This is a genomic window from Spirosoma lituiforme (genome assembly GCF_054776635.1).
Window position 1 is genome coordinate 160,987 of sequence record NZ_BAAHBO010000002.1, and the last position, 20,230, is coordinate 181,216.

At 52.4% G+C, this 20,230-nt stretch carries 15 protein-coding genes; 11 read left to right on the forward strand and 4 right to left on the reverse strand.

Going from position 1 to position 20,230, the window contains the following annotated elements; all coding sequences use genetic code 11:
* Window positions 1-33 precede the first annotated feature (33 nt).
* Window positions 34-612, reverse strand: coding sequence for a hypothetical protein (locus tag ACYU87_RS09160; RefSeq protein WP_461133761.1), 579 nt, complete (start codon window positions 610-612; stop codon window positions 34-36).
* Window positions 613-1,345: 733 nt separating this feature from the next.
* Here ACYU87_RS09160 and ACYU87_RS09165 point away from each other — a divergent pair.
* The 3 genes from ACYU87_RS09165 to ACYU87_RS09175 all read left to right on the forward strand — a co-directional run bounded on the left by ACYU87_RS09165 (window position 1,346) and on the right by ACYU87_RS09175 (window position 5,128).
* Window positions 1,346-4,099, forward strand: a complete 2,754-nt coding sequence (locus ACYU87_RS09165) for a T9SS type A sorting domain-containing protein (RefSeq protein WP_461133762.1) — start codon at window positions 1,346-1,348, stop codon at window positions 4,097-4,099.
* Window positions 4,100-4,245: 146 nt separating this feature from the next.
* Complete coding sequence (locus ACYU87_RS09170; RefSeq protein WP_461133763.1) at window positions 4,246-4,395, forward strand: hypothetical protein; 150 nt, start codon at window positions 4,246-4,248, stop codon at window positions 4,393-4,395.
* A gap of 301 nt (window positions 4,396-4,696) precedes the next feature.
* Window positions 4,697-5,128, forward strand: a complete 432-nt coding sequence (locus tag ACYU87_RS09175) for a LytTR family transcriptional regulator DNA-binding domain-containing protein (RefSeq protein ID WP_461133764.1) — start codon at window positions 4,697-4,699, stop codon at window positions 5,126-5,128.
* Here the strand turns inward: ACYU87_RS09175 and ACYU87_RS09180 are convergent.
* Entirely contained in the window at window positions 5,094-7,151 is a 2,058-nt protein-coding gene (locus tag ACYU87_RS09180; RefSeq protein WP_461133765.1) for a tetratricopeptide repeat-containing sensor histidine kinase, read from the reverse strand. The two genes, ACYU87_RS09175 and ACYU87_RS09180, sit on opposite strands and share 35 nt — an antisense overlap.
* Window positions 7,152-7,311: 160 nt before the next feature.
* The gene (locus tag ACYU87_RS09185; protein WP_461133766.1) at window positions 7,312-8,013 is read right to left on the reverse strand and encodes a LytR/AlgR family response regulator transcription factor; all 702 of its coding nucleotides are present in this window, start codon (window positions 8,011-8,013) and stop codon (window positions 7,312-7,314) included.
* Between the two features lie 475 nt (window positions 8,014-8,488).
* Here ACYU87_RS09185 and ACYU87_RS09190 point away from each other — a divergent pair, with 475 nt between their 5' ends.
* The 8 genes from ACYU87_RS09190 to ACYU87_RS09225 all read left to right on the forward strand — a co-directional run bounded on the left by ACYU87_RS09190 (window position 8,489) and on the right by ACYU87_RS09225 (window position 17,797).
* Window positions 8,489-9,346, forward strand: coding sequence for an oxidoreductase (locus ACYU87_RS09190; RefSeq protein WP_461133767.1), 858 nt, complete (start codon window positions 8,489-8,491; stop codon window positions 9,344-9,346).
* Window positions 9,347-9,437: 91 nt separating this feature from the next.
* Window positions 9,438-10,496, forward strand: a complete 1,059-nt coding sequence (locus ACYU87_RS09195; RefSeq protein ID WP_461133768.1) for a LacI family DNA-binding transcriptional regulator — start codon at window positions 9,438-9,440, stop codon at window positions 10,494-10,496.
* 179 nt (window positions 10,497-10,675) lie between these two features.
* Window positions 10,676-11,692: a Gfo/Idh/MocA family protein gene (locus tag ACYU87_RS09200; protein ID WP_461133769.1), complete on the forward strand. Its 1,017-nt coding sequence runs from the start codon at window positions 10,676-10,678 to the stop codon at window positions 11,690-11,692.
* Between the two features lie 26 nt (window positions 11,693-11,718).
* On the forward strand, window positions 11,719-13,086 hold the full coding sequence (locus ACYU87_RS09205; RefSeq protein ID WP_461133770.1) for a Gfo/Idh/MocA family protein: 1,368 nt from the start codon (window positions 11,719-11,721) through the stop codon (window positions 13,084-13,086).
* Window positions 13,087-13,122: 36 nt separating this feature from the next.
* Window positions 13,123-14,322 (forward strand): N-acetylglucosamine-6-phosphate deacetylase, encoded by a 1,200-nt coding sequence (gene nagA, locus ACYU87_RS09210; RefSeq protein ID WP_461133771.1) that lies wholly within the window; start codon window positions 13,123-13,125, stop codon window positions 14,320-14,322.
* 160 nt (window positions 14,323-14,482) lie between these two features.
* Window positions 14,483-15,241, forward strand: coding sequence for a glucosamine-6-phosphate deaminase (locus tag ACYU87_RS09215; protein ID WP_461133772.1), 759 nt, complete (start codon window positions 14,483-14,485; stop codon window positions 15,239-15,241).
* 48 nt (window positions 15,242-15,289) lie between these two features.
* Complete coding sequence (locus ACYU87_RS09220) at window positions 15,290-16,606, forward strand: sugar MFS transporter (RefSeq protein WP_461133773.1); 1,317 nt, start codon at window positions 15,290-15,292, stop codon at window positions 16,604-16,606.
* A 390-nt stretch (window positions 16,607-16,996) separates the two neighbouring features.
* Window positions 16,997-17,797, forward strand: coding sequence for an SDR family oxidoreductase (locus ACYU87_RS09225; protein ID WP_461133774.1), 801 nt, complete (start codon window positions 16,997-16,999; stop codon window positions 17,795-17,797).
* A gap of 131 nt (window positions 17,798-17,928) precedes the next feature.
* Here ACYU87_RS09225 and ACYU87_RS09230 read toward each other — a convergent pair whose 3' ends face one another.
* On the reverse strand, window positions 17,929-20,214 hold the full coding sequence (locus ACYU87_RS09230) for a S9 family peptidase (RefSeq protein WP_461133775.1): 2,286 nt from the start codon (window positions 20,212-20,214) through the stop codon (window positions 17,929-17,931).
* Window positions 20,215-20,230 lie beyond the last annotated feature (16 nt).

The window sequence follows — 20,230 nt, forward strand, 5'->3', positions numbered from 1 at the left end:
GGGGAGACTATTAACACTAGTCTCCCCAACACTTTATTTCTTTTTCGACGGCTGGAACGACCGACCGTCTATATCAATGCTCTTGATGTGATAGACCGGCAGATTCTGCTCGTTTACAAACCCTTCGTCGGGACGCAACACGGCTTGTATCGTCAGCGCCGAATCAGATCGGATAGCCTCGGCTATTTCTTTATCGTCCTTGTGCAGATGAATCAGCTTATTATCGGCCAGAATAGCGACGGGCTCCTCCTTCTTGTCACGAACCAACGTAAATGTCTCAGGTTTGATTGTCTCGACTGAACTGTTGGCAGCAGCCTTTTCGGGCTTTTTACCAGCAACGGTCAGCGTGTTATTCTGCTGATCGCTCTTTATCGAGTCCAGTTCATACTTTGTTTTTTTTCCAGGCTTTTCTTCTCTGGTATAGCTGGCAACTATTTGTTGACCAACGGCAACATTGTCCATGATCTGCCTGGCCGTGTGGGGTGGAAAATGCAGGATGATACCCTCCTTGCTGGTGTCAAGCTCAATGGCGTCAATATCACCGTGTTTGTTGCTTTTAAAGCCTGTAACCAGACCACTTGCCTGGTCTACGGCTGTTTCGGAAGTATTCATAATCGCTGATTGATGGTTTTGTTGTAAGTCAGTATAAATACTAAACAGAAGTTAAATAGTTTTCCCGGTCGCCTTTTGTAATGAATGGTATCCTGGCTAGCCCAATTCACATTAAAATACTATAAATCAACACGTTACTATATTAAACATGTTCTTACAAAGACAGCCATCGGATCGCTTTTGACAGTATTACGCTCCGTTAAATTAATCTAACTTTAATGGTATTTACTTAGTCATGCTGCCATAGCTTCGCCACAATCGGCCGATTTTATTATCCATATAACTTCGCCTGATCTTGTATAGACCAGTCTGCTCTCAACGCAATTGTTTGTTTCTACGGAGCAGCTTAACTAGCCCTCCTGCCTATTCTGGCACGATAGCCTAAGGATAGGCTATTACACATGTGAACATGAGTAATGATCAACTTTAGTATTGTCTACCATAGTCTGATTCCATATATCGTCTTTTATACAGAAACGTATTACTACAGCTTCCCCAGAATAATTTATCAGTATACTTAAAGATATTTTAATAGTATTATTTTATTATAAATTTATCTATTTCAAAGTATTTTATACAATAATGACCTTTGTCCCCACCGCTCGGGAAAAAAATTCAGGTATTGATCACTACACTATTACATTCGCCAACTTCTCTACACTAATACATTAATTACATACATATCAGTAATCATTAATGTATTAGTGTAAATTAACTATAATCCAATTTCCCTATGTTTAAACGTTTACCGTCCAGATTTCGATCTGCCTTCTTTCCCGCTGTGGCGCTTGCGCTCGCTGGTATTTTCAGTAATACGTCCTACGCCCAGTCCGGAGAGGGCGTGTGTTTAACGTGTACCGTTCCTGGTACTGCGGGTACCCAGGATGCGACAAACTCCACACACATTACACTCCCTACATACGTGTACACATACGTAAAGCCTGGTGAGACATATTCATTTTCGGGCCAGATTTTAAACGCAGGCACGTACGCGGCCATCAGCAACTACAATACGGACGGCTGGAAACTATACACCCCGAACGGGCAGAAAACGGTTAATGCCGGTAGTGCGCAAAGCTACACCGTAGGGGCCAATGAGGGTGGCATCTGGACCCTCGTTGTTCCACAGGGCGGAGCAAGTCAGTGGCGCAGCTACGGGGTTACCATTGCCAATGGGTCGACTGCCATTGGGGGCCGTACCTATACGCTTCTGCTACCCGTTCACCAGGATTATTCAGGTACGGGAAACGGACTGGCCACGTTTACGCTATGGTATGTCAACATTTCGGGTGGTATTTATAAAAGTACCTTCAATAACTACTCGGGTTGGGATTCCAACGTGTATGCCGATGCCGTTGGTGTAGCGGATGCCGGTAAGGCTGGTTATGTGCCTTTGCGGAAGAGTTTGCCCCGCGCATCAGCTTCGGGATCAGCCGTCGGGTCGCCCAACGTTGGCATTGTCACGAATGCAAATCGGGCAACCCGATTTAATAGCTATGATTACAACACCTATTCGGCAAACTATTACAAGCAGTTTTTTACCCAGCCCGATGCCACGTTACCCGCTTCGGCACCGATCTGGGATCTGGCCAGCAACGCAGGATCGAATACTTGGTTACGGCCCGCCATTCAGAACCCGGACGTTTCCAATCTGAACGCGACTGTTGATGGCAACTCGATCATTTACACCTTCAACATCAGTAACTACAATGGTACGTCGGCTACCCTGCAGATCGACCAGGATGGAAACGGGACTACTGATTACACGACAACGATTCCCGCAACGACAGGGGCCAATACGTACCGGTTCAACACAACGGGCACGGGTGTGACGATCAACGCCAGTCTTAAATCGACGGTATTGATCGATAAGAGTCAGGAAATTCACTTTGTATTGGATGACGTTGAAGGGTTTGGTGGGCTAACTCTGGTCCGTCAGAATGGAGGAGCCTCAGGAAATACGACCAGCCCTACCCTGTATTGGGACGACACTAGTTCCGAAATGAGTACTCAGAACAGTAATCCGCCAACTCGAAAAGACGGCACCGCTGGCGTGAACAGTGACGTTACGGGTGGTGTACGGGGATGGGCCTACAATGGCAATGCCAATTCGTCGTGGGGAAATAACTCGTACATCGACAACTGGGCGTTTGAATCGGTTTCCGAAAAGGAATCCGTCGGTCTGCTGGCCATTTCGGGCAAGGTTTTCAATGATGTCGACGGGATCGGCAACGGCATCAACGGCCAGGGCACCAACGCCGGTGGCCTATTCGTCCTGCTGGCCGACAACAGCACGAACACCACATTGGCAGAAACATCGGTCAATGCAGATGGAACGTACACACTTCTGCGCTCACAGGGTGGTGCCTTCACAACGGTATTGTCGAGTCAATCCGTTGCGGTAGGCACAAACCTGGGCGCTACTTACGCGTCATCGCTGCCCACAGGCTGGGTCAACACGGGAGAGAACCTGGGCGCTTCGACTGCTAACGATGGTACACCCAACGGCATCCTCTCGCTGGGCAACGTAACGGCCAGCGTGACCAATGCCAACTTCGGCACCGAACAGCCTCCCGTTGCCGGTAGCGGTACAGCCAACGGCGGCACTACCCCAAGTGGCACCAATCAGGCCACTGTACCAGCCTCAACCTTCACCAGCACCACCCCCAGCAGCGATCCGACCGCGGTGACCGGCATTCGCATCACCCAGTTCCCGACCGGTGCCACCAGCATCGTCGTTAACGGAACCACCTATACGACGGCCAATGTAGCTGCGCTAACGGCGCTGGTTATCCCAACCGATGCCAACGGCAATCCAACCGTCACCATCACGGTTGACCCCACCGCCACCACATCCACAACGGTCACCATTCCCTTCAAGGCCATCGACGCGGCTGGTAAGGAAAGTGCCAACACGGGCAATGCGGTTATCACCTTCACGGCGGCCCTGCCGGTGGGACTGATCAACTTCGGCGCAAAGGTTCAATCGGATCAGACTGTACTGACGACCTGGAGCACCAGTTGGGAGTTCAACAACCAGGCCTTTATCGTTGAGCGCAGTAAGGACCTGATTACGTTCGAAGAAATAGGTCAGATACGGGATGTAGCCGCGAATGAAAAGGGCACAACATCGTACAAATTTATTGACGCCAGCCCCTATCGCGGAACGAGTTATTACCGCTTACGGCAGGTAGACCGGACTGGTTCGGGCCAGACATTCAGTGCCGTAGGCGTCGTGATTGATGCCCGGTATAGTGTCTATCCAAACCCGGTTGTGCAGAGTAGCTTTACCCTCGAACTAGATGAGCCAGCCACGGCACAAATAAGCCTGTTCACCCTTGCGGGGAGCGAACTGCCCTTCATCCGCACTGACAGTACCGATTCAAGTGTCCGCATCAAGTCGATGTCATCCCTATCGAAAGGTATCTATCTGCTCAAGGTTACCGAGCGAGGTACCACCCGCACTTATCGTTTGGTCACGCAATAGTCCGAAAAGTAGTCCGTGCTGCTTCTTCACCGTTCAGTACCTAACCCGTTGATGAAGCAGCACGTCTATAACGAACCTCAGCCGATCTTTCGGCCTACAACCACTTTTTCCACCTCCTTGTGAAGGGGTACTCAAAAAAATTATCCATGAAAAATCCAGCAAAATCCAGCAAGCCCGCTACCAACAAGCTTGCCAAGAAAGCCTATACCAAACCCAAGATCAAAACACTTGGCAGTGTCCGCAGCCTGACGCTCAAAACGGGCTCTGCGACGGATGGATTCGGTTCCTTTAGCTAATCAGCCTACCAGTCGGCATTGCAAGCCTGTCGTCAATTGGTTACCAGCCGGTAATCAGTTGGCGACAGGCTATTTTTTATGAAGACCCTGCACTCCCAACGGTCTGTATCACGTCGGCCAGCTTCCATGGGTACCCAATTATTCATGTGAACAAAGACAATGTTTGTGTAATCAACTGGTACGTATATACCATTCGCGAGGGCAAATCCGAGTCACGTTATACATTTATGAATTGACTCGCTGAGTGGTAAGACGACTGTGCCAGTCAATGAATGGTAATAGCATTGCATTGGATTAATTTATGTGTATTGAACCAAAAGGCGAGCCACACCTTAGCGTATATTCGACGGGTACGGGACGCGAGCAGCGACTGATTCGTGAGCTGGTATACATGGAGTCTGAACTAAATTACACCTGGCTATACTGGGCCGACGGTCAGCGTATACTGGTGCCTTACTCGCTAAAGCACATGAGTGCCCGCCTGCCCAAAGACAGTTTAATTCGTATACATCGGCGCTTGGCCGTTAACCCGGTGTTCATTAATGGGCTGGATTTCAGCCTTGAGCAGGCAATGATCCGGTGCGCGCCGGGGGGATGGTTACCAGTAGCCCGTCGGCGACGAAGTTTCGTCCATACGCTACTGAAAAACAGGCAAGTACCCAAAGCTCGGTACACGGGCGGGCGCTCGCTCGACCCCATCAGACCGGCCAGCAAACAGGTTGAGGACTATTAACGGTTTGTAAATTTACCTGCACGGTAGCGCCCTCGTTAGGCTGACTGGTAATGTGCAGCGTTCCCGACAGGTGCGTTATCAATTCCGTGCACAATCGCATTCCCAGTCCGGTACTCGGCTCCCCGCGTGTACCCGTCCGTATCTGTGGGTCCGTCATCAGTCGGTCAAGTTGGTTGGCCGACATACCAATGCCCGTGTCCTGAATGATAAGCTGGGTCTTTCCTTCCTCCCTAACGACATGCAGTCGAATGTAGCCTTCGTCGGGGGTAAATTTGATGGCATTGCTCAGCGTGTTTCGGACGATACAGGCCAGGTAATGTTTGTCAGCCTGAACCAGCGTCTGGCGCGTTACGTGATTGATCAGACGAATCTTTTTCTGTTGAAGATGCATCTCCATCTGACCGATTGTATCGTCGATGACATCGAAGAGATCGACTGGCTGCATGTTGGCTTGAAATCCTCTCATCTGCAAGAAAGACCAATCCAGCAGATTTGTCAGCAGGGCCAGAATATGATCGACCTGGCTGTCTAGCTGAGCCAGAGACAGCTGCAAATCGGGCGTCGATTGGTTGGCATTCTGTAGATCAAGAAGGCTGTATTTCAGTCGACTTACGGGTGCCCGTAAGTCGTGGCTGATGAGCGAGAATAGCTTATCTTTCGTTTTATTTAACTCGGTCAATTGGCCGGCTCGTTGCGCTAATTCGTCTTTTTGCTGAACCAGCAGAATCCCGGTTCGCTCTTGTTTACGGTAACTGATGTAACCCATGCTCAGCAGCAGACTAAGCAGGAGCGCACTGATCAGGTACAGTAACCGTTGCTGGCGCGTCAAACTGAGTTCCAGATTGACAGCCCGGGTTGCCTGTTGCTGAATAAGGAAGTTTTTGTTTAGCGTGGCCAGCTGTTGCTGCTTTTGGCTCAGGTCGTACCTGGCCTGGAGTTGAGCGATGGTTTTTTGTTTATCAATGCCTATCATACTGTCGGACAGTACATAGGCTTGTCTGGCTACCGTCAACGACTCCCGCAAACGATCTAGCCGCTCCAGTACCCGGCTTTGCACCAGCAGGGCCGCTCGTAGATGATAGACAGACTGTATATTCTTTAATATATGTACCGACCGCCGAATCTGCTGCTCTGCCTTCGCGTAGTTGCCCATTGCTTCGTAATCCTGCGCCAGTTGGGTAAGGCCAACTCCCAAAGGTTCATTCGCCCCTATGCTGGCCGTCATCCTCACGTTATCCTGATGGTACAGAGCGGCCTGCCGATAAAGGTGTTGACGGAAGGCAATTGTACCCAGACTGCCTAATGCATCGGCAATGGCGAGCTGGCTGTTTAGTTTGTAGGCTCCCTCAAGTGCCCGATGCGTATAATCATGTGCCTGTTTGTACTGGCCGTTACGTAAATAGAAGTACCCCAGATTGGACAGGGCGATGCACTGTTCCCGTTTATGGTCGCCCTGTTCCGAGAAGCGTAGCCGTCGCTGGTGATAGGCCAGGGCCATACGGGTATTACGGAGATCATCATAAATAACCCCCAGTTCCGTAAACAGATAGGCTACCTCACGACCGTAATGCGCAGGTCGTTTTTCGTACATTTTCAGGGCCGCCAACGCCAACCGGAGCCCTTCCGAGTAATTACCTCCGGTTCGGTATAGCATAGCGGTGAAAATTCTGGCTTTCAGCAGCGTGCTGTCTGGCAACCGGGACCGGCTCAGTTGCTCCACACGCTGGAAAGCCGTCAGGCTCTTGCTGAACTCCGATCGATTAAACAGAACGTGACCCAGTTTGGCGTACGTCTTTGCCAATAGCTGGCTGGAAAGATGAGCTTTCGCCAGATCGACGCTTCGTTCCGCATAATAAAGACTCGAATCGAGATTGGTGTCGTAGAAAAAATCACTTCGGCGCATTAGTTGCTGCACGTGCAGCGAGTCGGTGCCAGCCTGTTTACGGACGTCATTTACGGGTCTCCTGTCAACCAATTGAGCTGCGGTACTGGAAATGTGCAGTAAAGTAAATCCAGTAAGCATCGCTAAAAAAAAGCGAGCACACCTTGTTGAACGCATGGATTGTGCCGTTATAAACAACAAAGATAATGTAATATAATCTCCAATTAGGATACATCGTGCACAACCTTGTTTATACTGGCATCTGCGGTCAACATCTAGTTTATGACCCCAGTACGGACGGCTACTCTTCGAACAGCGACAATATTCCTTCGAGCTTTGGCTTGAAGGAAAGCCCGATTGGTATTTTAACGTCCCCGATCCATAACGACCGACTGTCGTAGCTGGTAATCTTGCTGATGTTGATGATATAGGACTTATGAACCCGGATGAATTGCCGACTGGGGAGAAGATTCGCTAACGCTGCCGTTCGCTCATTAACAACGTACGTCTGTTCCAGCGTGTATACTTTCGCGTAGGCGCCATACGATTCTATGTAAACAATCGAGTCGTAGTCAAACCGCTGAATGCGCCGGCCCATCTTCAAAAAGATGCCATCAACATCTGTAATGCTGTTTTCCCGAACCTGAAATTGTAAGGCTCTGGTCAACGACAGCTGTAGGCGCTCGAACGTAAAGGGTTTCAGCAGGTAGTCTGCGGCCCGGCCAATCTCGTAACTATCGACGGCATACTCCGCATAGGCACTGGTGATAATGACGGGCGGCAGATTTACGCCCGAGCGTAGCAGGTTCATGCCCGTTTGGTCACCAAGCTGAACGTCCAGAAAAATCAGATCAACCGGGTGTTGCGCCAGGACGCGGATCGCTTCCTCAAGGGTAGCGGTTACCCCCGACACGGCAAAAAAGGTGATCTTATCGAGGTAAGTCTGTAAGGTGTTGACATCGTCCGGCTGATCGTCAATAATCAGGCATTGTTTAATTTTCACGGCAGGAAAGTTGTGGGTATAATTTTCCGTAAAGGTAACTCCCCTTTGTGACAGAACATCCTGAATTTGCCCATTCAGCCGTTTCCAGCTACATTCCGTTGTCCAGATCCACGGCTAACCTATTCAATAGGCATGTGCCTTTCGTCTCAGAACCAACAAGGTGATGCAACCATTGTTGAGGCTTGTCGATAACTGAGTAAAGCCAAAACATCGTCTAATTTTAGACTTTGTTTACCGCTCCCGGCCGCATTTGCTTCTTGTAAGGATCCGCAATCGATTCTTCGGGGCTGGTTGGGATCCATCAAGGCAAGTCAACGGCTTGTATAACCTAATTTCCTCTTGCGCGTTATCCTATTGGTCGGCCCGCTTCGTGACTAGCCCGCCATCCAACAAGTTTCCATCGGCTTAGGCCTCTCTGCATGAACGTACAAGCTGCGCAGGAATAAGATAGCCCCGAGAAAGTAAACAAATTCGTATGAAACATAAAACCGTTCCCGTTTGGTTTATCACTGGCTGCTCCACTGGCTTCGGCCGGGAATTAGCCAGATTAATCCTGGCCAGAGGCTGGAAGGCCGTCATTACCGCCCGGAAAGTTGATCAGGTGACCGATCTGGCCAAAGGCTATTCAGACACAGCCCTTGTGCTGCCCCTCGATGTAACAAAAAAAGATCAGGTAGCCGCGGCCATTGCCAAAGCCAATGAAACATTTGGCAGCATTGATGTGCTGGTTAACAATGCCGGGTACGGCTATTTCACCAGCATTGAAGAAGGAGAAGACGAAAAAATCAGAGCCCAGTTCGACACCAATTTTTTCGGCCTGGTCAACATGACTCAAGCGGTATTGCCCGGCATGCGTGAGCAGCGAAGCGGCCATATCATCAATTTCTCGTCGATTGGGGGTTTGGTTGGTTTTACGGCTACGGGCTACTACCACGCCACCAAATTTGCGGTAGAAGGCTTATCCGAATCACTGTCGAAAGAAGTGGGACCGCTGGGAATTACCGTGTTACTGGTTGAGCCGGGGCCTTTCCGGACCGACTGGGCAGGCCGTTCTACCGCCCGCACGGAAGTGCAGCTTGAGGATTACAAAGAAAGCGTGGGGGCCCGCATGGCGGCCAGCCTTCAGGGCAGTGGTCATCAGAAAGGCGACCCCGTCAGAGGGTGCGAAGCCATTATTAAAGCCGTTGAAAGTGCTTCCCCTCCGCTGCGACTTCTGCTCGGCGAGATGGCCTATAAACTGGCAATGGAAAAAGCGGATTCGCTGAAGGAGAATTTCAGCAGCTGGAAAGAGTTGACGCTGAGCGCTGACTTTCCGGATCAGGAGGCCAGTTAACGAGTAACGTGTCGTTTGCGTCGGGGCGGGTTCAGGAAGTTTCCACCAGGTAAGCTTGATTTGGCTAACAACATGACCGTTTACTTAACCCATGAAAAAAAAGGAATTACAGGGTGTTAAAGAAATTGCCCGGCGTGCCAACGTAGCCATTGCCACCGTCGACCGGGTCATTCACAACCGGACGGGCGTTTCGGCGAAGACTCGGGAGAAAATAAACAACATCATTGCGGAGCTTAACTACCAGCCCAATTTGCTGGCCCGCCGGTTGGCTTCCGGGAAAACCATTTCCATTGCCGTTTTGATTCCGGCGGTTACGGAGGAAACGGATTTCTGGGAAGCTCCCCGGCGGGGCATCCAGCAGGCCGAAGCCGAAATCAGACAATACGGCATTACCGTAACCCTGTTTTTTTTCAACCTGAACGATCCCGATTCCTTCAAAACGCAGGCGAACCAAATCCTGGATTCGTCCGTCGACGGTATTGTGCTGGCTCCCTCGTTTGTCGATGCTGCCCAGGTATTTACCGCAGCCTGTGAGCAGGCGGGTATTCCGTTTGTTTTTATCGACGCCGACATTCCGGGCCAGAAAAAGCTCTCCTACATCGGTCCGCCTTTGTTCCAGAGCGGTTACCTGGCGGGCAAGCTGAGTACGTACGGGCTTCGGGAAACCAGCCAGTTGCTGGTTGTCAACATCGCCACCTCGCTGGACAGCTTTACCTACCGGCAAATTGAAGCGGGATTCAGGGCCTATTTTGCGGAACATGCCCCCACATACCCTATTTTGCGGGCCGACATCCAGCAAACGGACTTTGACTCCATCGCCAGCCACCTTCAGCAATTATTCGATACAAACCCCAACATCGATGCGGTTTTTGTCAGCAATTCCAGGGTTTTCTCCGTAGCCCGCTTTCTGGATGGTCGGCCACCTGCCCCCAGGCCCATCCTGATCGGTTACGATTTTGTCAGCGAAAATATCCGGTTTCTAGCTTCCGGAACCATCGACTTTCTTATCTGCCACCAACCCAAAGACCAGGGCTATCGAAGCATTATGGCGCTCTATCAGCACCTGGTACTCTCGGCCCCGGTCGCCAAAGAGTACTACATGCCCATCGACATTGTTACCCGGGAGAATCAGGCGTTTTATCGCAATTAGTTTCACTAGGTTATTCTGTCAGGAGCCATATAGTTTGTATACCGGCGTTTCGTCAGCAAAATTTTAATCAGGTTTCAGGCTGGATTTCTTGCTAATGTGAGATTGTGTGTATATTTACGGGTACGTACCCGAAAGCGTACGATGACTATTCCTAAACCCTTCTTTTCTCCACGATCAGGATGACTCACAATCGTCGGTCTTTTTTACAAAAAGCGGCATTGGGTGGCCTTGCGTTGGGCGTTACACCCCTCCCCTGGCCATTGAGTCCTCCCGTAGAATCCGGCAAACGAATCGGTATGATCGGGTTGGATACCTCCCACAGTGTAGCGTTTGTCAAAGCGCTCAACGCGCCGGGGGCCAGCACCGATTATGCCGGTTATAGGGTTGTGGCGGCTTACCCCTACGGTAGCAAAACCATCGAAAGCAGCGCCAAACGAATTCCTGACTACACCACCGAAGTCAAAAAACTGACGGTAGAGGTGGTGGACTCCATCGAGGAGTTACTCAAAAAAGTAGATGTCGTTTTACTGGAAACGAACGACGGGCGGCTTCATCTCGAACAGGTTACCCAGGTACTTAAAGCGGGCAAACGCGTCTTTATCGATAAGCCCATTGCCGCTTCCCTCCCCGATGTAATCGCTATTTTCGAACTTTCCCAGAAAGTCAATATCCCCGTTTTTTCTGCATCCTCGCTGCGCTATATCAAGGGTCTGGAAGGACTTGACAAACGCCAGGTTCTGGGGGCCGATACGTTTAGCCCCGCGGTTCTCGAAAAAACGCATCCCGACTTGTTCTGGTACGGGATTCACGGAGTAGAAACACTTTACACCACCATGGGAACCGGTTGCAGACAGGTCGTGCGCGTTCACACGGACGGCACCGATGTTGTTGTCGGCACCTGGGCCGATGGCCGAATTGGTACGTTTCGGGGCACGCGAACGGGCAAACACGACTATGGCGGGACGGTTTACACGCAGGCTGGTAACCTGAAGCTGGGCCCCTATGGTGGCTACGAGCCATTACTGAAGGAGATTATACACTATTTTGAGACGGGCGTGTCGCCGGTAACCCCGGAGGAGACCATTGAGATTTTTGCCTTTATGGAAGCCGCCGACGAAAGCAAACGCCAGAACGGGGCCACCGTACAGCTGGACCATGTGATGGCAAAAGCCCGAAAGACAGGAATCGCTAAATAGAAAGACCTTTAACCCGTTCGATCAAGGTGAGCAAACCAACCCCTGTCTCTTCCGACACGTCAAGAAGAGATTTTATCCGAAAAACCCTGGCGGGCACCGCTGTCTTGTCGGTGGGCGGGGTTCTACCGGGGTTCAGTGCCGCGAGTTACGCACGCATTCCGGGTGCCAACGAAAAAGTACGCGTGGGCATTATGGGGGTCAACAGTCGTGGGCTGGCGTTGGCAGGTAACTTCTCTCTCCAGCCAAATTGCGACGTGGTTTCCATCTCGGATGTAGACGAGAGAGCCGCCCGGAAATGCCTGTCGACGGTTGAAGGCAACCAAACGACGAAGCCCAGAAACCAGCCCGATTTCCGAAAAGCACTGGAGGATAAAAACCTGGATGCCCTGGTTATTGCGGCACCCGACCACTGGCACGCGCCCGCTGCATTACTAGCCTCCAAAGCCGGGAAGCACGTTTACCTCGAAAAGCCCTGCAGCCATAATCCCCACGAAGGGGAACTGCTGGTAGCGGCCGTCAGGAAATACAAAAACGTTATTCAGATGGGCAACCAGCGCCGATCGTGGCCCAACGTAGCGCGGGCCATCCAGGAGGTAAAAACCGGCGTTATCGGTCGGCCTTACTTCGCGAAAGGCTGGTACACCAACAACCGGCCATCCATCGGCATCGGTAAAGAAACGGCCGTACCCAGCTGGCTGAACTATGACTTGTGGCAGGGGCCCGCTCCTCGTAAAGCCTTCAAAGACAACCTCATTCATTACAACTGGCACTGGTTCTGGCATTGGGGTACGGCCGAATCGTGCAACAACGGCACCCATATGCTTGACCTCATGCGCTGGGGTCTGGGCGTTGAGTTTCCAACCAAAGTAACATCGTCTGGCGGTCGATACCGGTACAAAGACGATTGGGAAACGCCCGATACCCAGGTCATCAACCTGGAATTTTCGAACAATACAGCCATGACCTGGGAAGGCCGAAGCTGTAACGGACGCACCATTGAAGGGAATAGCGCCGGGGTCATGTTTTACGGCGAAACGGGTTCACTGCTGATCGAATCAGGCAACGCGTATAAAATCTACGATCTGGAGAATAAGCTCGTCAGCGAGGTAAAGAACGACCTTCCGATTGATCCCCGCAACCGGATGGATCCGTCGCAGGCGCTGGATGCCATCCACATCCAGAACTTCTTCGACAGCATCAAAAAAGGGACTGCCCTGGCTTCCGACATCGTTGGTGGCCATCAGAGTACGCTACTTTGCCAGTTGGGCAATATTGCCCAGCGAACGGGGGGCGCGCTTGCCATAGACCCAGCCAACGGGCACATCAAAAACAACCGGGAAGCGGAAAAACTCTGGCGTCGGACCTATCAACCCGGCTGGGAACCAACGGTCTGATTTGACTCACGCGTCACCAGCGTATCAGCTACGGCAATGGGACTTCTAAAATTAACCAACGGCATACTCATTACACCCTTTCGCTACATTCGGGGGGGCACCCTCATTATTCGGGATGGTATTATCGAGGGCGTTCATGAACGGGATGTCGAGGTTCCGGGGGCTATCGAACTCAACGCGCAGGGCAAGTTTGTGGCCCCTGGCTTTATCGACATCCATGTACACGGCGGTGGTGGTCATGATTTTATGGACGGCACGGAAGAAGCGTTTTTAACCATCGCTGAACTACACGCCCGATACGGCACGACCGCACTGGTACCGACTACATTAACGGCCGAAAAAGACGATCTTCTGCGTACACTGGACGCCTACGAGAAAGCGAAGGACCGCAACCACCGGGGCGCGGCCTTCCTGGGCATTCATCTGGAAGGGCCTTATTTTGCCCTGAGTCAGCGGGGTGCGCAGGACCCTCGCTACATCCGCGATCCGGATCCGGCCGAGTACGAAGAAATCCTGGCGTATTCATCGTCCATTGTCCGCTGGAGTGCCGCGCCGGAATTAACAGGCGCGATCGAATTTGGTCGGCGGCTGCGCCAACGGGGAATCCTGGCGGCTATAGCCCACACCGATGCGGTTTATGCCGATGTGCTGGAAGCGTACGAGAATGGCTATACGCTGGCCACTCACCTGTATTCGGCCATGTCGGGCGTGACTCGCCGTAATGCGTTTCGGTACGCTGGTGCCATCGAGAGTGCGTTGTTACTGGACATGGATGTCGAACTGATTGCGGACGGCATTCACCTGCCCCCGCCCTTGCTCAAGCTGGTCTATAAAATTAAAGGGGCTGACCGGATCGCGCTGATTACCGACGCCATGCGGGCAGCCGGTATGCCCGAAGGAGAAAGTATACTTGGCTCACGGACGAATGGTTTACCGGTGCTGGTTGAAGATGGCGTCGCCAAACTGCTGGACCGCAGTTCGTTTGCCGGCAGTGTGGCAACGACCAGCCAGCTCGTTCGCAACATGATAAAACTGGCGGATGTATCGCTCCTGGACGCAGTGCGGATGGCCAGCGCAACGCCCGCCCGAATCATGGGCGTCGACGCTCGCAAAGGCTCTCTGGTTACCGGCAAAGACGCCGACCTGGTGATTTTCGACCAAGACATCAACATCGATACAACCATCGTCAATGGCCGGATCGTCTACGCTCGGGAACCGGCAACGACCTTCGCGTAATCATCGGTTAATTCCGCGCCGTAGCTGTCACGGTACACTAGCGGTAGCCTTGTCAGCCGTTCAGTAACTGGCTCTTTTCCTACCGAATAGTCATCCTGCCGCACCGGCGGACCGGTCGGGATGACAGAAAAACAGAAAATTCAAACCAGACTACACTCGAATGAAGTCAACAAGTGAACAGGTCGATGCCTTACAGGTGCGCATTTTCGAGACCCGTCAGGCAATGGGCGCTGCCGCCGGAAACGATATAACGGCGAAAATAAAGGAGTTACTGGCCGAAAAGGAAACGCTCCGGGTCGTATTTGCGGCAGCGCCTTCCCAGAACGAAATGCTGGGTTTTCTGGCGGATGCCGACGGTATCGACTGGTCCCGGATTGACGTGTTTCATATGGATGAATACGTAGGGCTACCCGCCGGTGCGAAGGAGCGGTTCGCTTATTTTCTGACTACCAGACTATTTGCAAAAGTCTCGCCCCGTACGGTCAATCTGATCGATGATTCGGCGGGGGCGGAGGTCGCCTGCCAACGATACAATCAGTTACTCAAGGAAGGCCCTATCGACATCGTTTGCCTGGGCATTGGTGAGAATGGCCACCTGGCTTTCAACGACCCGCCCGTCGCCGATTTCAACGATCCGGCGATCATCAAACGGGTTCAGCTGGATGATGTTTGCCGGCAGCAGCAGGTGAATGATGGTTGTTTCCCCACGTTCGACGACGTTCCCAGAGAGGCCATGACGCTGACAATCCCTGCCCTTCTTTCCGGCAATCACCTGTTCTGCGTGGTTCCCGGCAAAACGAAACGCCAGGCCGTTCGGGCAATGCTGACCGGACCAATCACGACGGGTTGTCCGGCCTCGATTCTGCGTCAGCATTCCGCTTGCACTCTGTATGTGGATCGGGATGCTTACGGACAGTAAGCGTAGTCAGAACGGGCAAACAGGCATCCAATCCAATCGCAGCATACCATGATTACCACCAATACGCCAGACAGTAAGGCTGCAACCGGGCAAAGCACAACCGGTCCCATCCTGATTATCGGAGTCATGTTTTTTGTGTTTGGCTTCGTCACCTGGATCAACTCAATCCTGATTCCGTATTTCAAGATAGCCTGCGAACTGACTCATTTTCAATCGTATCTGGTTGCGTTTGCGTTCTACATCTCGTACCTGGTGATGTCGGTACCCGCGTCAATGCTGCTCAAGAAAGTAGGATTCAAACGGGGCATGATGGCCGGCTTTTTCGTTATGTCGTTCGGGGCGATGCTCTTTGTTCCGGCCGCGTACACCCGAACGTACGGGCTGTTCCTGATAGGCTTGTTTACCATTGGTACGGGGCTGGCCGTTCTTCAGACGGCGGCCAACCCCTACGTAACTATTCTGGGGCCAATTGAATGGGCGGCCCAGCGGATCAGTATCCTGGGCATCTGTAACAAAACGGCCGGTATTGTTGCCCCGCTGCTGTTTGCAGCCGTAATTCTGCGAGCTTCGGACGCGGAGTTATTCAGGCAACTGCCGCTTATGTCTCCCAGCGACCGAAGCGTAGCCCTGAACGAACTAATTCGGCGGGTTATGGTTCCCTATGCCTGCGTGAGTGCCGTGTTGTTTGGACTGGGCTTATTTATTCGCTTTTCTTCCCTGCCCGAGATCGACACCGAGCACGAAAGCGACGAGATTTTTGTAGCCAATTCGGGGAAAAGCAGTGTGCTACAATTTCCGCATCTAGTGTTAGGGGCACTGGCGATCTTTTTTCACGTCGGCTCCCAGGTTATCGCTATCGATACCGTGATTGGCTATGCCACTTCAATGGGGGTTTCACTGCTGGACGCAAAAGGATTTCCTTCGTATATTCTGTTTGCCACCATCTGCGGCTATATCATCGGTATCATCACGATCCCCCGCTTCATTCGGCAGGTCAATGCGCTGCGCGTCTGCACGTTACTGGGGATACTGTTCAGCCTGGGAATTTTGTTTGCACCGGGGCACGTAACGCTCTTTGGCCACCATATGACAATCTCGTTCTGGTTTCTGGTAAGTTTGGGACTCCCTAATTCGCTGGTGTGGGCGGGCATCTGGCCGCTGGCTTTGGCAAGGTTAGGCCGATTTACCAAAGCAGGTGGATCATTACTGATTATGGGACTCTGCGGAAACGCCATTATGCCGTTGGTGTACGGGTATTTTGCCGATAGCCTCTCGCTGCGGCAGGCCTACTGGATACTCCTCCCCTGCTATGGTTACCTGCTGTTTTACGCAGCCTATGGACACAAACTAAAAAGCTGGCGGTAGCGGCACCGGCTCTAAACTCCGTCCATTTCTGGAGACGGGGTAAATCCGAAGCCGCCAAAGAATTGATCGCTACCCAACGCGCGAGCTGACGCACGAATAGTTCGCAGAGACACGAACCGCGGGAGGGAAACCCATTTTCTCTCCGACTGACACCCCTACATTAGGCTACTTCTTCTACTTCGAGGAAGAATTTAGTTATAAGCGTGCGTTTAGCCGGGTTTTATAAACTAAACCTGAATTAGCTCGTCGACCGCCGGATAAATTCATTTGTTCGTAAAATTGCCATAGGTTTGTGGACATGCGTTGACCAATCATGCGCGTGCTCGGGCGGCAATGGTCCTCTCCAGGAACGACACCCTCCTCTTTTACTACGATCGTAAGCATTGTATTATGGCAAAAGTAATTCTGATCACTGGCGCATCAACGGGCTTAGGTGAGTCAATAGCCACCTATCTGGCCCAGCGCGGACACATCGTATACGGGACTTCGCGTCAGGCGGGTCTGTCTAAACAATCGGTTAAGATGCTGGCAATGGATGTCACTGACCCGGTAAGCGTTCAGCAGGCCGTCGATCAGATTATGCAGCAGGAAGGGCGGCTGGACGTGTTGATCAACAATGCCGGGCTGGGCATTGCAGCCCCCGTTGAATTGCTGTCTCTCACGGATGTAGAACGGGTTTTTGACACGAATATCCTCGGTGTTATCCGGACGATACAGGCCGCTTTACCCAGTATGCGCCAGCAGCGGTCGGGCTTGATCGTAAACATCAGCTCCATCGCGGCTGAAGCTGGGCTACCCTACCGGGGGGCTTACAGTGCCAGCAAGGCAGCCGTTGAACGGCTCACCGAGGCCCTTCGGCTGGAACTCTCTCCCTTTGGTGTGCAGGTGTGTTCCGTGCAGCCGGGCGGTACCCGGACCGACATCAACAAAAACCGTCTGAAAGCGTCTATAGCCGCCGATAGTATCTACAAAGCGACCTTCGACCGAACCTACGAATTGATCGACCAGAGCGTTAGCGATGGCATCGAGTCTTCGGTTTTTGGTCCCTTGCTGGAGACGATCATTCAGTCGCCACAGGTGAAACGCCTGTACCGGGTTGGCAAACCACTGGAGAAGTTCTCGGTGATCCTGAAGCGGATTTTGCCAACCACAATCTACGAACGGATGATCCGTAATCATTACGAAATGTAAAAAACGGGTGAGCCGTACAACCGGCTTCCTACTTAAATACTTAAACGCCAGCCGGGTCAGTTACCCGCTATTCCTGCGTGACTGGCCGGAACAGCGGGTAACTGACCCGGCTGGCGTCTTTCATTCGTTGGTTACGGTGCTGTACTAGTGGCTGGCCAGGCGGGGGGCATTACGCCCAATAGGTGCCGAACGAAGAAATCCCGGCGTTTACGTTCGCCAAAATCGCCCCCGGACGAGTGCCCCACCCCCGGCAATACCACCAGGTCGAAATCTTTGTTGGCTTTAACGAGTGCGTCGGCCACCTGCATGGTCGATGCCGGGTCTACGTTATCGTCTACCTCGCCAACCATCAGCATAAGCTTACCCTGTAGTTTATGAGCATTCGTTACGTTCGAGCACTCGGCGTAGTGCGGCCCAATGGGGTAGCCCATCCACTGCTCGTTCCACCATAACTTATCCATGCGGTTATCGTGGCAACCACAGGACGACACACCGACTTTGTAAAAGTCAGGCTGAAACAACAAAGCACCCGCCGAACTCTGCCCACCCGCCGACGTGCCGTAAATGCCTACATGGGCCAAATCAAGCGACGGGTATTTCTTGGCGGCTGCCTGCATCCACAGGATTCGGTCGGGAAAACCGGCATCTTTCAGGTTTTTCCAGCAAACATCGTGAAAGGCCTTCGAGCGATTCGACGTACCCATGCCGTCAATTTGCACAACAATGAACCCCAGTTCGGCCAGTTCGTGCATGGATGTGTTGGTCGCCATGAAGTTTTTGGGAACGAACGACCCCTGCGGTCCAGCATAGATGTTCTCAATCACCGGGTATTTTTTGGCCGGGTCGAACTGTGTCGGGCGAATGATGATGCCCCAGATATCGGTTTCCCCGTCGCGCCCCTTGGCCAAAAAAACTTCCGGTGCTTTCCAGCTCGCCTGTTGCCAATCGGCGATATCGGCCCGTTCCAGCTCCATCAGCACGTCGCCGTTGGTCCCACTACGAAGTACCGTCACGGGCGGCAGATCGACGCGGGAATAGGTGTCGGTAAAATACCTGAAGGTGGGCGAGAACCGGGCTACGTGGTTGGCGTTTTCGCTGGTGAGCGCCGTTAGGCCGGTGCCATCAAAATTAACCCGGTAATATTGAATCAGGTAGGGATCCTGCCCGGCTACTCTACCGCTGGCCGCGAAGAGAATCGTGCGTTTTCTGTCATCAACGAACACAACCTCACGCACCAGCCACTGGCCCTGGGTAATCTGCTTTTTAACTTTCCCGGTGGAGCCGTCGATCAGGTACAGGTGGTTCCAGCCGTCGCGCTCCGACGCCCAGATCATCTCCTTTCCATCCGCCACGTCGTGCCGGAAGCGCTTTCCGCTGTAGTCGATGAAGGTAGAACTTTGCTCCTCGACCAGCGGACGGACAGCGCCCGTCGTCGCGTCAACTTCCAGCACCCGATACACCTGATGACCGCGCTGATTATACTCAAACGTAAAGGCACGGCTGTCGGCGCGCCAGTCCAGATTGGTCAGGCTGAATTGCTGATTGAACAGGGCATTGTCGATCGGAATCTGTTTTTTGGTATCCAGCAAAAACAAGTGCGGCTGCCGAATGGGCAGGGCATCGCCGGGCTTGAGGTACTCGCGGTTTTCGAGTTTGGGCTGTAGCTGATCGGTGGGCGACGACCGGACGAAATAGATCAGATGCTTCTCATTCGGGCGCACCCTGTTGGTCACCAGCTTCTTCGAATCGGGTGACCAGCGGATGGTACTCGCGTAATAATCTCCCGCCGATCCATCGAAACTTAGCTGGGTTTCCGTACCGTCTTTTCGGGATTTTATGTACACATTGTAATTTTTGATTGTAGCCGTCCAGTTGCTGTCAGGCGATGGCACCACTCGTTTGGCGGTTTCATCCCAGGCATTACCCCAGTAGCGGTTATCGGTGGTTTCGGTTTTGAACGGCCCTTTTTTAGCAAATGCTACCGTACCCGGCCCATATTGCCAGACCGAGCCCTCGGCTACGAACTCCACGCGCTCGTCGTCTTTGCCAAACGTGATACTCGTAAACGGCAGCTTATAAGGATCGATCTTTTTACCGGTCGCTTCCGAAAGCTTTTGCGCCACCATTTGTGCATCGAACGCTGGCTGGCGCGTTTTTTTGACCGCATCCACCACCACAAATTCGCTGCCTTTCCGGGTGCGGGTCAAGTACCAGAACCGTTGCGTATTGGGTATCCAGTTGATCTGAGCCGGAGCGTTATACAGCTTGTTTCGCAGCGTTTCTTTCAGGGCTTCACTCCGGGCGTAATCCCCGGCAGTCCCCTGCCCGAAAACAACCGACGACGCTCCCAGCCAAAATAAGAGTCCCAACGCCCCCGCGCGGCTGCCGGATAATGTAGTAGTCATCCACTGATTCATTGCTAAAGTTGATCGT

What these genes read in the sequence shown, in the direction of transcription:
- ACYU87_RS09190 (WP_461133767.1), top strand. Translation starts at nt 8,489, where the DNA reads ATGAAACATAAAACCGTTCCCGTTTGGTTTATCACTGGCTGCTCCACT.
- ACYU87_RS09160 (WP_461133761.1), bottom strand. Translation starts at nt 612, where the DNA reads ATGAATACTTCCGAAACAGCCGTAGACCAGGCAAGTGGTCTGGTTACA.
- ACYU87_RS09200 (WP_461133769.1), top strand. Translation starts at nt 10,676, where the DNA reads ATGACTCACAATCGTCGGTCTTTTTTACAAAAAGCGGCATTGGGTGGC.
- ACYU87_RS09225 (WP_461133774.1), top strand. Translation starts at nt 16,997, where the DNA reads ATGGCAAAAGTAATTCTGATCACTGGCGCATCAACGGGCTTAGGTGAG.
- ACYU87_RS09175 (WP_461133764.1), top strand. Translation starts at nt 4,697, where the DNA reads ATGTGTATTGAACCAAAAGGCGAGCCACACCTTAGCGTATATTCGACG.
- ACYU87_RS09230 (WP_461133775.1), bottom strand. Translation starts at nt 20,214, where the DNA reads ATGAATCAGTGGATGACTACTACATTATCCGGCAGCCGCGCGGGGGCG.
- ACYU87_RS09165 (WP_461133762.1), top strand. Translation starts at nt 1,346, where the DNA reads ATGTTTAAACGTTTACCGTCCAGATTTCGATCTGCCTTCTTTCCCGCT.
- ACYU87_RS09220 (WP_461133773.1), top strand. Translation starts at nt 15,290, where the DNA reads ATGATTACCACCAATACGCCAGACAGTAAGGCTGCAACCGGGCAAAGC.
- nagA (WP_461133771.1), top strand. Translation starts at nt 13,123, where the DNA reads ATGGGACTTCTAAAATTAACCAACGGCATACTCATTACACCCTTTCGC.
- ACYU87_RS09215 (WP_461133772.1), top strand. Translation starts at nt 14,483, where the DNA reads ATGAAGTCAACAAGTGAACAGGTCGATGCCTTACAGGTGCGCATTTTC.
- ACYU87_RS09170 (WP_461133763.1), top strand. Translation starts at nt 4,246, where the DNA reads ATGAAAAATCCAGCAAAATCCAGCAAGCCCGCTACCAACAAGCTTGCC.
- ACYU87_RS09180 (WP_461133765.1), bottom strand. Translation starts at nt 7,151, where the DNA reads ATGCTTACTGGATTTACTTTACTGCACATTTCCAGTACCGCAGCTCAA.
- ACYU87_RS09195 (WP_461133768.1), top strand. Translation starts at nt 9,438, where the DNA reads ATGAAAAAAAAGGAATTACAGGGTGTTAAAGAAATTGCCCGGCGTGCC.